The following is a 13,842-nucleotide window of genomic DNA, read 5'->3' on the forward strand; positions in this document are numbered from 1 at the left end:
ACCCGGGAGCCACCCATGTCCGTTCAGGCCAAGCGCCCGCTGCCGCCCCCAGCAGCCGCGCCCAACGCCGCTCCGCGCACCGCCCCGGCCGCCCCGGCCGCCCCGGCCGGCGGGGCCGCGACCCGACCGATCCGGCTCGGACTGCGCGCCAACCTCGCCCAGTTCGGCCTGCTGGTGGCGGTCAACGCCCTGGTCGGCGGCATGCTCGGCCAGGAGCGGACGGTCCTGCCGCTGCTCGCCGGCCAGGTCTTCCACATGTCCGCCTACACGGGGGCGTTGACGTACATCCTGGCGTTCGGCGCGACCAAGGCGGTCACCAACTTCTTCGCCGGCACCCTCTCCGACCGGTACGGGCGCAGGCCGGTGCTGATCGCAGGCTGGCTGGTGGCCCTGCCGATACCGGCGATGCTGGCCTGGGGGCCGACCTGGGGATGGATCGTCGCGGCGAACGTGCTGCTCGGCGTCAACCAGGGCCTCACCTGGTCCACCACCGTGATCATGAAGATCGATCTGGTGGGCCCGGCCCGGCGCGGCCTCGCGATGGGCCTCAACGAGGCGGCGGGCTACCTCGCGGTGGCCGCCACCGCCACCGCCACCGGCGCCATCGCGGCCCAGTGGGGTCTGCGCCCGCAGCCCTTCCTGCTCGGCGCGGCCTACGTCGCACTCGGCCTGGGGCTCACGGTCGCCGCCGTCCGGGAGACCCGCGAACACGCCCGGGCCGAGGCCGCCGCACACGCGGCGTCCAGCGGCACGCCGCCGGAGGGAACGGCCACTGCCGGTGCAGCGATGCGCGCAGTCGAGGCGACGCCCGAGCGCGCGGCCGTGCCGGCGTCCGAGAGCAGCGGTACGGCTCCCGCGCATGGCGGACCGGACGACCCGGCGAGGTTCAGTACGGCCCGAATAGCCCGGACCACCAGCCTCGGCGACCGGGCGCTGTCCGCCGCCAGCTGGGCCGGCATGGTCAACAACCTCAACGACGCCCTCGCCTGGGGCATCTTCCCGCTGCTGTACGCAGCGCACGGACTGGAGCTCGGCCGGATCGGCATCCTGGCAGCGCTCTACCCGGCGGTCTGGGGCGCAGGGCAGATGCTCACCGGCTGGTGGTCGGACCGGATCGGACGCAAGCACCTGATCACCGCGGGCATGCTGCTGCAGGCCGCCGCCCTCGGCCTGGTCGCGGTCGGGACCAGCTTCCCGGTGTGGGCCGCCGCCCAGGCCCTGCTGGGCGCGGGCACCGCGCTGGTCTACCCGACGCTGCTGGCGGTCGTCGGAGACGTCGCCCACCCCGCCTGGCGGGCACGCGCCGTCGGCATCTACCGGCTCTGGCGCGACGGCGGCTTCGCGGTCGGCGCACTGCTGGCGGGCATCCTCGCCGACGCGTACGGCGTGACCACCGCGATCTGGGCGGTCGCCGCACTGACCGCCGCGGCGGGCGTCACCGTGGCGGTGCGGATGTACGAGACCCACCCGCGCAACTGATCAACAGAAAGGTCTGAAGGACGATCGAGACGATGCCCAGCACCAGCGCCAGGACCGGCAGCACGACGAACCACACGATGACCAGGCGGAGCGGCATACCGATGCCGCCGCGGGTCGGCCTTCCCGCGCGCCGGAGCTTGGTGGAGCGACGGGCGCCCAGTGCCATCAGCGCGAGGCCGGGTGTGAAGGAGAACAGCCACAGGTCGAACAGGAACTTGGCGCCGTCCCCGACCGCGTGGTCCGTTCCGGACGCGGCACACCGGCCGGTCGGCTCGCAGCTCACCTCCACCACGGTGCCGGGGAGTAGCGGACAGGGCTCTTCGGCAGTCGCCGACGCCCCTCCGACAGGTCGGCACCGCAGCGCCGCCCGGCCGCTACCGGCGGTCCGGGGAGTGGAACTCGGCGCGCAGGGAGGCGAGTTCGGAGGCCCGGGCACCGTGGGCACGCAGGTGGTCGTCCAGGGTGCCGTGGTGGGAGCGGACGGAGACCAGGGCGCGTCGCAGGAGGACGGCCGTGACCGGGCGGGTGGCGTGGCCGGGGACGTCGGGGCCGGGCCTGGTGAGGCCCAGTGCGGTGTTGGAGTGGAGGAAGTCGGCGAGGATCTCCGGCTCGGCGGCTCCCAGCAGCGACTGCACCAGGGCGACCACCAGGCCGGTGCGGTCCTTGCCGGACGCGCAGTGGATGAGGACAGCCCGGCGTTCGGCGGTGAGCAGGGCGCGGACCGCCGCGACGGCGGGGCGTCCGGCGTGTTCGGCCATCAGCGGGTACAGCTCGGCCTGCTCCTCGGGCCAGCGCTGCTCGGGGAAGACCGGGACGTGCAGGTGCCGGATGCCGCTGTCGCCGAGTGCGTCCGGGCGGGCGGCGGTCTCCGGAGCGCTGCGCAGGTCGATGACGGTGCGCACGCCGAGGTTCCACAGCTTCTGCGCGCCGTCGGGCGTCAGTCCGTCCAGGGCGCCGGAGCGGTACAGCACTCCGCGGGGGAGGGCCCCGAGCCCGCCTGCGTCCCGGAAGTTGCGCACCCCGGGGACGGTGGGGCCGTCCCCGTCCGTCGCCGTCGATTCGTCTGCGATCATGCCGGCCATCCTAGGCAGCCCGGGCTCGCCGACGGCCGGGCGGGCCGGGCAGCCCGGGGCGCGGCAGGGGAGGCCGCGGCCCGGGCCGCCCGGCGAGGGGCGGTCAGGCGAGGGTGATGCCGGGGTAGAGCGGGTACTCGGCGAGCAGGTCGACGGCGCGCTTGGCGACCGCGTCGCGGACGGCCGTGTCGAGCACGTACTGCGCCTTGGACGTGCCGGCGGCGGAGGTCGAGGACAGCACGGTGTGGATCAGGTCGGCGACCTCGTCCAGCTCCGCCGTGCCCAGGCCGCGGGTGGTGAGGGCGGGGGTGCCGAGTCGGACGCCCGAGGTGTACCAGGCGCCGTTCCGGTCCTGCGGCACGGAGTTGCGATTGGTGACGATCCCCGAGTCCAGCAGCGCTGCCTCGGCCTGCCGGCCGGTCAGACCGTAGGAGGAGACGTCCGCCAGCACCAGGTGATTGTCGGTGCCGCCGGTCACCAGTCGGGCACCGCGCTTCAACAGGCCCTCGGCCAGCGCATGCGCGTTGTCCACCACCTGCTGGGCGTACACCCGGAACTCGGGACGGCGGGCCTCCGCGAACGCGACGGCCTTCGCGGCCATCACGTGCGACAGCGGGCCGCCGAGCACCAGCGGGCAGCCCCGGTCGACGTGCTCGGCCAGCTCGGAGGTGCACAGCGCCATGCCGCCGCGCGGGCCGCGCAGGGACTTGTGCGTGGTGGTGGTGACGATCTGCGCGTGCGCGACCGGGTCGAAGTCGCCGGTCAGCACCTTGCCCGCGACCAGCCCGGCGAAGTGCGCCATGTCGACCATCAGGGTCGCGCCGACCTCGTCCGCGATCTCCCGCATCTTGCGGAAGTTCACCAGCCGCGGGTACGCCGAGTACCCGGCGACCAGGATCAGCGGCTTGAAGTCGAGGGCGATCCGCCGGACCTCGTCGTAGTCGACCAGCCCGGTCACGGGGTCCGTCCCGTAGCTGCGCTGGTCGAACATCTTGCCGGAGATGTTCGGGCGGAAGCCGTGCGTCAGGTGCCCGCCGGTGTCCAGCGACATGCCGAGCATCCGCTGGTTGCCCAGCTCGTGGCGGAGCTCCGCCCAGTCCTGCTCGCTCAGGTCGTTGACGTTGCGCACGCCCGCCCGTTGCAGCGCCGGGCTCTCCACCCGCTGCGAGAGCACCGCCCAGAACGCCGTCAGGTTGGCGTCGATCCCGGAGTGCGGCTGCACGTACGCGTGCTCGGCGCCGAACAGCTCCCGGGCGTGCTCGGCGGCCAGCAGCTCCACCGTGTCGACGTTCCGGCAGCCCGCGTAGAAACGGCGGCCGGGGGTGCCCTCCGCGTACTTGTCGCTCAGCCAGTTGCCCATCGCCAGCAGCACGGCGGGCGAGGCGTAGTTCTCACTGGCGATCAGCTTCAGCGAGGCGCGCTGGTCCTCGATCTCCGCGCCGATCGCCGCGGCGACCCGCGGTTCGACGGCGCGCACCACGTCCAGGGCGCTGCGGAAGGCGGTGTCGGCGGCAGGGCTGCCGAAGGTGTGCGGAAGCAGGGACTCGGCCAAGGCGGTCTCCTCGTACGGAACGGCGACGATTCGGACGGCCCAGGCGCTCGGCTACAGCACAACGGAACCCGCGGGTTCCGTGCGGAGCCGCTCCCCGATGGTGAGTTCCATCCCAGCGCGCCAGTCACGGCTCACCGCGATGGTACCAACCCGACGCGACCGGTCCGTCCGAACCCGCATCGTCCGAACCCGCATCGTCCGAGGCGGCGAGGACGTCCCTCCGCTGCACTTCGTCGAGGGCCGCAAGGACGCCGACTTCGACCTGCTGGACCCGGCGCGCGCCGAGTAGGAGTACCGGCAGCTGCTGGAGGAACAGCGCCTTGCCGACCTCGCGGTGGCCGGTGCCGCGCTGGACGCCACGCTGGTCGCGTACGGCGAGGAGCAGTCGCTGCGGGTGACGTTCCTGCACGTCATCGCCGAGTACACCCGACGCAACGGCCACGCGGACCTGCTGCGCGAGCACGTCGACGGGGTCACGGGCTCCTGAGCGAGGCCGAAGTGCCGTGCGGGGCAAGGGGGATGGAGGGACCCCGGCGGACGTACCGTCAGATGACCGGATAGCATACTGAGTATGGGACCTCTCGAACCGAATGTGCCCGAGCTGATCCTCGGCCTGATTGTCTTCTTCCTGCTGTTCGCGGTGCTCGGCAAGGTTGTACTGCCGCGCATCGAACGGACTCTTGCCGAACGCCACGACAAGACCGACGGCGGTCTGGTCCGCGCCGAGGCCGCCCGGGCCGAGGCGGAACGGATACGCGACGAATTCCAGGCCGAGCTGAGCGCAGCCCGGCACGAGGCCGCCGCGATCCGGCAGACCGCCGCCGAGGAGGGCGCGGCCCTGATCGCCGCCCTGCGCGCCGAGGGTCTCCAGCAGCGTGAGCAGCTGGTGGCCGAGGCGCACGTGCAGCTGGCGGCCGACAAGGTGCTGGCCGAGGCCGAACTGCGCGAGGACGTCATCAAGGTGGCGACCGAGCTGGCCTCCCGGGTGGTCGGCGAGCCGCTGACCGACCTGCCCTCCACCCGTGCCATCGCGGAGGAGTACCGCAACCGCGCCACCGTCTGACACACTGCCGCGCCGGCAGTCGGTCGAAGGACGTCAACGGGCCGTCCGCCCCCGGAAGTTCCGGGAGCGGGCGGCCCGTTCGGCGTCACCGGGGACGCGCAGGAGTGCTGGCGCTCACGCGCACGGGCCGTCGTCCGCCCACACGCCCCACTGGCCGCTGGCGGACGGATTCTCGTTCAGGGTCCACCACTTGGCGTGGTAATTGTGGCCGCTGTAGCTGGCCTTGTCGCCGGCCACGTAGGTGGTGGTCGCCTGCCAGGCCGGGTTGCAGGTGCCGCCGGTCGACGGGCTGGAGCTGCCGGTCGGCGAGGGCGAGGACGGGGTGGTGGGCGGGGTCGCGCCGGCGAACCGCACCGTGAACTTGGTGAAGTCCCAGTCGTTCTGCGCCACGCTGGAGCACGACCCGGACAGGCCGGGGTCCACCGTGCCGGGGCACTGCCGGTCCCGGTTGACCGACCAGTAGGTGTAGCGGGCGAGCTTGTGCGCGGTCGCGAAGTCGAGGACGGTCTGGAAGTCGGCCTGCCGGAAGTACTCGGCGGCGTCGGTGCGGCCGTTCATCATCGACACGCCCTCGTGGGCGTACGCGGTGGCTTCGTTCCAGCCGAAGGTGCTCTGCAGGATCTGGTTGAACTTCACCAGCGCGTCGGTCTGCGCCGCGGCCCCGGCGAAGCCGCCGTCGAACGGCATGATCGAGTAATTGTCGGGGGTGAATCCCTGCGACTTCGCCTCAAGGAGCATCTGGGTGCCGAACCAGCCGGTGCCGGCGTTGGTGCCCGCGGTGGTGATGGAGATGTAGATGCCCGGGTTGTTCTGCTGGAGGATCCGCGCCGCGCCGATCTCGTTGTGGATCGCGGCGGTGTTCTCGTACTCCGGCTCCTCCAGGTCGAAGTCGATCGCCTTGAGGCCGTACTTGGTGACCACCTTCTGGTAGGCGGCGGCGGTCGCCTCGGGAGTGCCGCAGGTCTGGCCGAGCTTGGTGCCGCCGTAACCGCCCACCGACACCGACACGTCGCCGCCCTTGGCGCGGACGGTCTGGATCACCGCCGGCATGGTGGTGTCGGAGTCGATCGAGGAGGTTCCGCCCCAGGCCGGGCTGCAACTGCTGCCCTGGGCCAGGATGAACGCCAGCTGGAAGGCCTTCTGGCCGGTGGCGTCCATCACCGCGGCGGCGTCCGGCGGGCTGTTGTCCTCCGGCATCAGGTACGGCGCGGAGGCGTACCAGTTGGAGCCGATCCCGGCGGTGGTCGCGGCGTTCGCCGGTCCGGACGCGGTGACGGCGGCCACCGTGCCGGCCAGCAGGCCGAACACGGACAGCGCGACGGCGAGGGCGCGGCGCGGCCGGCGGTGGCGCGTCGGGGCGTCGACGGCAGGGGGGTGTGGGGGAAGTGCGCGTTCCATCGAGAACCTCTCCAGGAGGCGGCGAGGACGGCGGGCCCGGGGCGCGAAGTGGGGGCGCGCGGCCGGGTCAACGGTCGGGTACCAAGCCGAGGTTGACGTGACTGCCCATTGGTATAGACCTGCGCCGGAGTGCCGTCAACCCTTGCCGACCCACCACGACGCACCACGACGCACTGTGAAGCCCGGCGCCCGGCGGCCGGTCCCGGGTGCCCGTTCCCGGTGCCCGGAGCGCGGCGCCCGGACGGCTCCGACGGCCCGTCAGCCGTGCGCCTCGGAGGCCCCGCCGCCGTGCCAGGCCTGTTCGCCGGACGTCGGGGCAGGGCGGCGGCCCGGAGGCGTCGCGGGGGCGGGCGCGTCCGCCGGGAGGAAGGACTCCAGGCCGCGCAGGAACACCTCGATCTTGAACGCGTACCGCTGGTCGCCGTCGCCCGTCACCATGGTGTCCGCCATGCGCTGCAGGGTCGGGAAGCGGTCGGTCGGCAGATCGTGCAGGTAGCCGCGCAACTGGTCGAAGTAGGCGCCGATGTCGGTGCCCCGGGCCATCTTTTCGTGGTAGACCGAGGCCTCGTACGCATCGGTGTCGATCAACTGGCCCAGCCCGTCCAACGCCCAGGCCGCCACCTGCGGCGGCATGCCCACCTGGAGCAGCAGGTCGAGCAGGAACTCGGTGATCCGCAACTGGCTCTCGCCCACCGGGATACTGCCCAGCGACACCAGCGACACGTCCCGATGGGCCGTCAGCACCCGCTGCGCCTCGAAGCAGATCTCGGTGATCTGCTCCTTCCAGCGCGCGGGCTCCGGCCGGAGCGGCAGCCGGATCTCCGCCACCACCTGCTCCAGCATCAGGTCGAACAGCTCCTCCTTGTTGGAGACGTGCGCGTACAGCGAGGCGGGGCCGGTACCGAGCTCGTGCGCGACCCGCCGCATCGTCACCCCGGACAGGCCCTCGGCGTCCAGCACCCGGATCGCCGTCTCGACGATCAGCGAGCGGCTGAGCGGCTGGCGCGGGTCGGCCTTGCGTGGCTTGTGCCACGGGATCGCGGGCATCTGCGCGGGCATCGGGCCACCTGCTTTCGCTGAACGTTCCACTGTCGATCATCGTACTCCGGACGAACGCTGTTCGAGCAGTGGGCGAAGCGTCCGTTTCCGGGGCGGGCCGCAGGAGGCGCGTGCGGCCCGTCGAGGCAGGTGGGGCCGGCCGTGCGCGGTCCGGGGAGCCCCTCGGGGAAGGGTCAGGGACGGACTCGGGGAGAAGTCAGGGTAAAACCGTTTGACGGGAACGGTGCTCGACTCGTAGAACAGTGTTCGTTCGAAGAAACACCGTTCACTGCGCGGCCCCCGTCCACCGCGCCCTGGCATTCAGCAGGAGTATGCAAATGACCGACGCGGTCGGACTCTCCCCTTCGGCACCGCCCTCCGCGGGCGCGGCCGGACCCTACCGTTGGCGCTGGGTCGCCCTGTTCGTCATCCTCGCCGCCGAGGTGATGGACCTGCTCGACTCGCTGGTGACGAACATCGCCGGGCCCTCGATCCGGCAGGACATCGGCGGCGGCGAGTCCACGATCCAGTGGCTCGGCGCGGCCTACACGCTGGCGATGGCCATCGGCCTGATCACCGGCGGCCGGCTCGGCGACATCTTCGGCCGCCGCCGGATGTTCATGATCGGCGCGGCCGGGTTCACCCTCGGCTCGCTCGCCTGCGGCCTGGCCCAGGAGCCCTGGCAGCTGATCGCCGCCCGGGTCGCCCAGGGCCTGCTCGGCGCGGTGATGCTCCCGCAGGGCCTTGGCATCATGAAGGAGATCTTCTCGCCGAAGGAGCAGGGCGCGGCCTTCGGCATGTTCGGTCCGGTGATGGGCCTGTCCACGGTCGGCGGCCCGATCCTGGCCGGCTGGCTGATCGACGCGGACTTCGCCGGCACCGGCTGGCGGATGATCTTCCTGATCAACATCCCGCTGGGCCTGTTCGCCTTCATAGGCGGACGGATCTTCCTCCCGGCCCGGGCGGACGGCCGGACGGTCCGGCTCGACCTGGTCGGCGCGCTGCTGGCGGCCGTCGGCGCGGCCACCGTCATCTACCCGCTGGTTCAGGGCCGTGAGAACGACTGGCCGCTGTGGGCGTTCGCGCTGCTGGCGGTCGGCGTGGCGGTGTTCGGCGTGTTCGGCTGGTACGAGGCGCGACGCAAGGCCGCCGGGGCTGACCCGCTGGTCGAACCGAGCCTGTTCGCCAAGCGCGGCTTCAGCGGCGGCATGGTGCTGGGCCTGATCTTCTTCACCGCCATGACGGGCTTCTGGCTGACGTTCAGCCTCTACACCCAGCTGGGCCTGCACTTCACTGCGCTGAAGTCCGGCCTGGCCGGGGTGCCCGCCTCGGTCGGCATGGTGATCGCGTTCGTCGCCTCGCAGGCACTGCAGCGCTTCGGGCGCAAGGTGATGCACGCGGGTCTGCTGGTGATGGTGGCCGGTGTGCTCGGCCTGATGTACACGCTGCACAGCCAGGGCGCGGCCGTCACCCCGTGGCAGACGGTGCCCGCGCTGGCGGTCGCCGGTCTGGGCATGGGCCTGGTGATGGCACCGTTCTTCGGCATGGTGCTGGCCTCGGTGGATGCGCACGAGACCGGTTCGGCCTCGGGCACGCTGACGGCCGTTCAGCAGCTGGGCGGCGCGCTCGGCAGCGCCATCCTCGGCACGGTGTTCTTCGAACGGCTGAAGACCGCCGACTTCGCCAGCGCCGAGCAGATCACCCTCTGGACCGAGGTCGGCATGCTGGTCGCGGTCTTCGCCGCGATATTCCTGCTCCCCAAGCACGCCCGCCCCGAGGACGGCGAGGGCGCGCCCGAGGGGAGCGGCGAGGGGAACGACGAGGAGAGCGCGGCCGTGCCCGGTCCGCGCAAGGACGGGGAGCGCCAGCCGGTGTGACGCACGCACGGTCGACGACCGACCGGCCGGCCGGCCGCACCGGGCATCAGCTGCCGGGCGGCCGACCGGTCGGGTCGGTCGCGGGTGACGGCCGACGGCCGTCGGCCGTCACCCGTCGGTCATCGGCACTCAGCCGTTGTAGGCGGCGAAGAGCTTCGAGAACTGGTAGGGGGTCTGCGGAATGTTGGTGCACTTGGGCAGCGAGCCGGTGCAGGCGTTGGCGTCCCGGGTCATCTCCCAGAAGGCCAGCTCGCCGAGGTGGTTCTGCTGGGCGAAGGCGATCAGCTGCTGGGCGTCGGAGATACCGAACACCTCGGAGCTGGTGTCGTTCTGGCCGAGCATCGGGGTGACACCGACCATGGCGTACGCCTGAGCATCCGTCAGGTTGGTCCACACGGAGCGGATCTGCGCCTGGGTGGACTGGGCCGACTGGATCGCGTAGGCGCCCATCTTGCCGGCCGGGCTCGGGGCGGCCCAGTCGCCGAAGTCCATCGCCATGACGTTCACCAGGTCGACGACCAGGCCGGCGTTCTTGGCGGACTGCAGGATGTAGACGCCGTCGGCGGTGAGGCCGCTGGGCAGCACCGGAAGGGTCAGGCTGACCTTCAGGTCACGGCCCTTGGCGCGCTGCGCGGCCTGCACCTGGGCGAGGGCGGCGGAGCGGCGGTCCACGGAGGCGTGGTCGGTGACGGCGGTGCCCTCGATGTCGAAGTCGACCCGGTCCAGCGCGTAGACGTCCACCACCTTCTGGTACTGGGCGGCGAGCGAGGCCACGGTGGTGCAGGACTGCGCCAGTTCGGTGCCGTTGGCACCGCCGAACGACGGGCGGACGTCGCCGCCGGCGGCCCGGACGGCGTCCATGTCGTCCTTGTCCCAGCCGGTGGCGGGGTCGTACGCGCCGAACCAGCTGGCGGTGCACGGCTGGCTTCCGTTGATGATGAAGGCCAGCGAGAACTCCTTGATCCCGCTGGCGGCGGCGAGCGCGGGCAGGTTGGGCGTCGGGTAGGCGCCGAGGTCCACGTAGGGGGCTGCGGTGCCGGGCGTGGTGCCGGTGCCGGCGGTGGCGGTCACGGCGGCGGAGGCGGCGGACTCGTTGCCGGCGGCGTCGAAGGCACTGACGGTGAAGGTGTGGCCGCTGCCCTGGAGCAGGCCGCGGACGGTCGCGCTGGTGCCGGTGACGGTGGCGACGACGGCGCTGCCCTCGCGCAGGTGGTAGCCGGCCACGCCGACGTTGTCGGTGGAGGCGTTCCAGCCGAGGGTGACGCTGCCCGGTCCGCTGCCGGTGCTGTGCAGGTTGGCAGGGACGGACGGCGCGGCGCTGTCGGCGGGCGCGCCGGCACACGGCTGGTTGTTGATGGTGCAGTTGGCGGGCGCGGTCTGGGTGGCGCCGGTGGTGACGCCGAAGCCGATGGCGGGGGCGCCGGCCCCGGGGGCGAGCGGCGCGGCCCAGGTCGGCGAGGTCACCGTGTAGTGGGTGCCGGAGGAGGTGGTGGTGGAGGTGAGGGTGCCGTTCCACAGACTGGAGACGGTCTCGCCGGTCGGCAGGTCGAAGGCGAGCGACCAGTTGTTGACCGTCGCGTTGGTGTGGTTGGTGACGGTGTAGGTGGCCTGGAAACCGTTCGACCAGCTCTGGGTCACGGCGTAGTCGGCGACCAGTCCGGAGACTCCGGCGGCGTTGGCCGTGCCTGCCGTGGTGGCGGCCAGCGGCGCGACGAGCAGGGCCGCGGTGGCGGCGAGAGACAGGGTGACGCGCCTCATGGGCGGGTTCTCCTCGACGGTGTGGGGGGAGTGGGGCGGTGCGCTGGTGCTGGGGGCGCACTCAAGATGGTCCAGACCAATTGGGGCCGTCAAGGTGGAAGCCTGCGGTTTTGCAGAGAGTTGACGGTTCATCAAGGCGCGGGAGGACCGCGCAGGCAGGAGCGGCGGCAGCGGCGGCGGCAGGGGCGGGCGCGATCGGGTGCGCACGGGTTGCTGCGGCGCGAGCGGCTACGGGCCCGCGACAGGCCGCGGCGGATCGCGGGCCGCTCTGCGGCGGTGCGTGGCGGTCCGCGGCGGGGCCTGCGGGCCGGTGGGTGTCACGTAGGAGGAGGTGGGTGACGACGGAGGGCGCGGCCCCCGAACTGTGGGGGATGGGGCCGCGCCACCCGCCCGACCCTCACGGGTCAGGCGTTCATGGGCCGTCAGGCGGTGACGGCGGTGTTGCGCATCCGGCGGGCCAGGAGCACGCCCGAGGCGGTGGCGGCCAGCAGGCCGGTGCCGGCCATGCCGAGCAGCAGGTTGCTGGTGGAGTTGTCCACCGGCAGGGTGGTTCCGGTCGTGGCGGTGCCGGCGGCGGCCTCCTGGGCGGTCAGGGCGTCGCCGCCGTGGCCGTAGTGGGAGACGGAGGAGTGCCCGGTGCCCGCGGCGATCTGCGCCTCGGTGGGCGCGTTCGGGGCCTGCGCGGCGAAGGCGCCGGCGGCGGCCGCGGTGCCCGAACCGAAGTCGACGTCGGAGCAGCCGAAGAACGCCTCGGGGCTGTCGGTGCGCTGCCACACCATGTAGACGAGCTGGCGCCCGGTGCGCTGCGGCAGGTTGACGTTGACGTTGTAGTAGCCGTTGTCCGAGGTGCGCGGGCTGGCGAAGGTGGCGATCGGGTTCGCCAGGTCCAGGTTGGACCACTTCAGCGGCTGGGTGGGGTTGTAGCTGCTGTTGGTGATGTACAGCTTCATGACGCCCTGGTGGGGCGCGGTGACGCGGAAGTTGAAGGTCTTCGCGCCGGCCGTCACCGAGGTGGCGGGCCAGTCGGTGCGCGCCCAGTCCAGGGCGCGGTACTTGTCGCGGTTGGCGGAGCACAGGTGGCCGTCGGGGATGATCTGCTGGGCCTGGCCGTTGGCGCTGGCGATGTTGACCTCGTTCCAGTCGTACAGCGGCTGGGTGCCGCTGTCGGCGACGAGGTCCTTGCAGACCTGGGACTTGGGGGTCTCGGGGCCCTCCGCGTAGCAGGCGGCGACGCGGCTGGCGGGGCCGAACATGGCGCCGTGGGCTCCGGCGGTGCCGGCGGCGAAGGTGGTGGCGACCAGGGCGCCCGCGCCCACCGCGGACGCAGTGAGCAGACGACGGGACCAGGACATGGTTCTCCTCGGAAAGGTGCCGGGTCGATGGTGGGGGAAAAGGCGGACATGCGCCCGCCCGGCACCCAGGGAGCTACCCGGGGCGGCGCGGTGTGGACCCGGCACACCGCGAACGGACCGAAGGCTACGATTGGCCTATACCAATTGACAAGTGTCTGCCACTTTCGATCGGTGCTCCGCTGGCGGCATTCAGCCACCCGCAACGCCCTTGGCGAGGCCCCGACCTGGCGTTGCGTCAGAACCCCCTGGGCACCCGCTCGGCGAAATGCACCAGCGGAATCGGCCTCCCACCAGCCCCGCGGCCTACCGCCGTCGTACCCACACGGCTACGTCCGCCCACCCGCCCGGCTACCTCCACCGTCCGCCGCAGGGGCGTGATGCCGTCGGCGGATAAGGAGGTCATAAGCCACCGCTAACCCTGCCCCAAGCCGCCCGAACCACCGTCAGCCCACCGCCTGAAGCGCCACCGCCCGAAGCACTGTCGCCCGAAGCGCCACCGCCCGAACTACCGTCGCCCGAACCGCCGTCGGCCCGCACGGCCGGCCCGTCGATCGACGCCCCGTCAGCCAAAGGGCGCCGTCAGCGAGCTGAGCAGTCGCGCCGTGTCGAGGCCGGTCTCCAGGTAGGCGACGAAGAGTTCGTTGTTGAGTGCCCAGGGCGAGCGCCGCGCCCGTACCCGGCGGATCGCCTCGGCGGTGTCCGTGCCCAGTCCGATCTGCGCCTGCGCCACCACCAGCCCGGACCGGTTGTAGCCGGAGTGGCAGCGCACCAGCACTCGGCGTCCGGCTGCCACCGCCGTCGCCGTGTACTCGGCGGCGGCCTGGACGGCGGCCAACTGCTCGGCGTCCAACGGCCCGTCCGGCACCTCGGCGACCAGGTGCTCGACGCCCGGTGCGGGCCCGTGGCCGGGGGCTGTGTACAGGCTGACCACCAGGTCGAATTCGGCGCCGACGCACACGAATCGGAGCTCTCCGGCCGGGTCGTGCCAGTAGTGGCCGCCCATCCACAGGCCGGGTGCGACCTCGTTCCACGGTTCCCCGGGCGGGCCCGGTAGGTCGGGGTCGTCCTTTCGACGGGTCTTCATGTCACTGCCTCCCGGCGGGAGAACGTCACCTCGGGCGCGGCCGTTCCCGCTTTCGGGGGCGGTGGGCGGGGGTTCGCCGGGCGTTCACGGCGGGAACAGGTGGCGGTGGGGCGTCGTTCGGGCGGGGTCGGGAGGTTGGTCGGCGCCGTGTTCACACCGAACCGAGGG

13 protein-coding genes and 1 riboswitch are annotated in these 13,842 nt (G+C 72.3%); of the genes, 5 read left to right on the forward strand and 8 right to left on the reverse strand.

The annotated features are described in order from the left end of the window. The first annotated feature begins 15 nt into the window (after positions 1-15). Entirely contained in the window at positions 16-1,479 is a 1,464-nt protein-coding gene (locus ACFV4P_RS22905) for an MFS transporter (RefSeq protein ID WP_380473805.1), read from the forward strand. Here the strand turns inward: ACFV4P_RS22905 and ACFV4P_RS22910 are convergent. The 3 genes from ACFV4P_RS22910 to ACFV4P_RS22920 all read right to left on the reverse strand — a co-directional run bounded on the left by ACFV4P_RS22910 (position 1,436) and on the right by ACFV4P_RS22920 (position 4,104). Next, positions 1,436-1,771: a hypothetical protein gene (locus ACFV4P_RS22910; RefSeq protein ID WP_380473807.1), complete on the reverse strand. Its 336-nt coding sequence runs from the start codon at positions 1,769-1,771 to the stop codon at positions 1,436-1,438. The genes ACFV4P_RS22905 and ACFV4P_RS22910 overlap by 44 nt on opposite strands. Positions 1,772-1,853: 82 nt before the next feature. Continuing rightward, complete coding sequence (locus tag ACFV4P_RS22915; protein WP_380473809.1) at positions 1,854-2,552, reverse strand: tyrosine-protein phosphatase; 699 nt, start codon at positions 2,550-2,552, stop codon at positions 1,854-1,856. Between the two features lie 103 nt (positions 2,553-2,655). After that, positions 2,656-4,104, reverse strand: a complete 1,449-nt coding sequence (locus ACFV4P_RS22920) for a glycine hydroxymethyltransferase (protein WP_380473811.1) — start codon at positions 4,102-4,104, stop codon at positions 2,656-2,658. A gap of 30 nt (positions 4,105-4,134) precedes the next feature. Continuing rightward, positions 4,135-4,242, reverse strand: a riboswitch (ZMP/ZTP riboswitch). Between the two features lies 1 nt (position 4,243). On the opposite strand from ACFV4P_RS22920, the gene ACFV4P_RS22925 reads away from it, so the two are divergent. The 3 genes from ACFV4P_RS22925 to ACFV4P_RS22935 all read left to right on the forward strand — a co-directional run bounded on the left by ACFV4P_RS22925 (position 4,244) and on the right by ACFV4P_RS22935 (position 5,167). After that, positions 4,244-4,393: a hypothetical protein gene (locus tag ACFV4P_RS22925; protein WP_380473813.1), complete on the forward strand. Its 150-nt coding sequence runs from the start codon at positions 4,244-4,246 to the stop codon at positions 4,391-4,393. Between the two features lie 15 nt (positions 4,394-4,408). Further along, positions 4,409-4,591, forward strand: a complete 183-nt coding sequence (locus tag ACFV4P_RS22930; protein ID WP_380474073.1) for a DUF664 domain-containing protein — start codon at positions 4,409-4,411, stop codon at positions 4,589-4,591. Positions 4,592-4,675: 84 nt separating this feature from the next. Further along, a complete protein-coding gene (locus ACFV4P_RS22935; RefSeq protein WP_380473815.1) occupies positions 4,676-5,167 on the forward strand; it encodes a hypothetical protein in 492 nt (163 codons plus the stop codon). Between the two features lie 114 nt (positions 5,168-5,281). Here ACFV4P_RS22935 and ACFV4P_RS22940 read toward each other — a convergent pair whose 3' ends face one another. Together ACFV4P_RS22940 and ACFV4P_RS22945 are read right to left on the reverse strand one after the other, a co-directional pair. Then, positions 5,282-6,565, reverse strand: coding sequence for a carbohydrate-binding protein (locus tag ACFV4P_RS22940; protein ID WP_380473817.1), 1,284 nt, complete (start codon positions 6,563-6,565; stop codon positions 5,282-5,284). Positions 6,566-6,823: 258 nt separating this feature from the next. Continuing rightward, positions 6,824-7,624 carry a TetR/AcrR family transcriptional regulator C-terminal domain-containing protein gene (locus tag ACFV4P_RS22945; protein ID WP_380473819.1) on the reverse strand — a complete coding sequence of 267 codons (801 nt, stop codon included), beginning with the start codon at positions 7,622-7,624 and terminating at the stop codon, positions 6,824-6,826. A gap of 317 nt (positions 7,625-7,941) precedes the next feature. Between ACFV4P_RS22945 and ACFV4P_RS22950 the strand changes: the two genes are divergently transcribed. Then, positions 7,942-9,480, forward strand: coding sequence for an MFS transporter (locus tag ACFV4P_RS22950; RefSeq protein WP_380473820.1), 1,539 nt, complete (start codon positions 7,942-7,944; stop codon positions 9,478-9,480). A gap of 129 nt (positions 9,481-9,609) precedes the next feature. Here the strand turns inward: ACFV4P_RS22950 and ACFV4P_RS22955 are convergent, their stop codons facing one another. From ACFV4P_RS22955 to ACFV4P_RS22965, 3 genes are all read right to left on the reverse strand, one after another. Next, complete coding sequence (locus tag ACFV4P_RS22955; RefSeq protein ID WP_380473822.1) at positions 9,610-11,238, reverse strand: cellulose binding domain-containing protein; 1,629 nt, start codon at positions 11,236-11,238, stop codon at positions 9,610-9,612. Positions 11,239-11,660: 422 nt separating this feature from the next. Continuing rightward, positions 11,661-12,590 carry a lytic polysaccharide monooxygenase gene (locus ACFV4P_RS22960; protein ID WP_380473824.1) on the reverse strand — a complete coding sequence of 310 codons (930 nt, stop codon included), beginning with the start codon at positions 12,588-12,590 and terminating at the stop codon, positions 11,661-11,663. 562 nt (positions 12,591-13,152) lie between these two features. Continuing rightward, positions 13,153-13,674, reverse strand: coding sequence for a protein phosphatase (locus ACFV4P_RS22965; RefSeq protein WP_380473826.1), 522 nt, complete (start codon positions 13,672-13,674; stop codon positions 13,153-13,155). Positions 13,675-13,842 lie beyond the last annotated feature (168 nt).

The organism is Kitasatospora sp. NPDC059795 (genome assembly GCF_042732175.1).
Lineage (GTDB): Bacteria > Actinomycetota > Actinomycetes > Streptomycetales > Streptomycetaceae > Kitasatospora.

What these genes read in the sequence shown, in the direction of transcription:
- ACFV4P_RS22950 (WP_380473820.1), top strand. Translation starts at nt 7,942, where the DNA reads ATGACCGACGCGGTCGGACTCTCCCCTTCGGCACCGCCCTCCGCGGGC.
- ACFV4P_RS22940 (WP_380473817.1), bottom strand. Translation starts at nt 6,565, where the DNA reads ATGGAACGCGCACTTCCCCCACACCCCCCTGCCGTCGACGCCCCGACG.
- ACFV4P_RS22935 (WP_380473815.1), top strand. Translation starts at nt 4,676, where the DNA reads ATGGGACCTCTCGAACCGAATGTGCCCGAGCTGATCCTCGGCCTGATT.
- ACFV4P_RS22905 (WP_380473805.1), top strand. Translation starts at nt 16, where the DNA reads ATGTCCGTTCAGGCCAAGCGCCCGCTGCCGCCCCCAGCAGCCGCGCCC.
- ACFV4P_RS22925 (WP_380473813.1), top strand. Translation starts at nt 4,244, where the DNA reads ATGGTACCAACCCGACGCGACCGGTCCGTCCGAACCCGCATCGTCCGA.
- ACFV4P_RS22965 (WP_380473826.1), bottom strand. Translation starts at nt 13,674, where the DNA reads ATGAAGACCCGTCGAAAGGACGACCCCGACCTACCGGGCCCGCCCGGG.
- ACFV4P_RS22955 (WP_380473822.1), bottom strand. Translation starts at nt 11,238, where the DNA reads ATGAGGCGCGTCACCCTGTCTCTCGCCGCCACCGCGGCCCTGCTCGTC.
- ACFV4P_RS22945 (WP_380473819.1), bottom strand. Translation starts at nt 7,624, where the DNA reads ATGCCCGCGCAGATGCCCGCGATCCCGTGGCACAAGCCACGCAAGGCC.
- ACFV4P_RS22960 (WP_380473824.1), bottom strand. Translation starts at nt 12,590, where the DNA reads ATGTCCTGGTCCCGTCGTCTGCTCACTGCGTCCGCGGTGGGCGCGGGC.
- ACFV4P_RS22915 (WP_380473809.1), bottom strand. Translation starts at nt 2,552, where the DNA reads ATGATCGCAGACGAATCGACGGCGACGGACGGGGACGGCCCCACCGTC.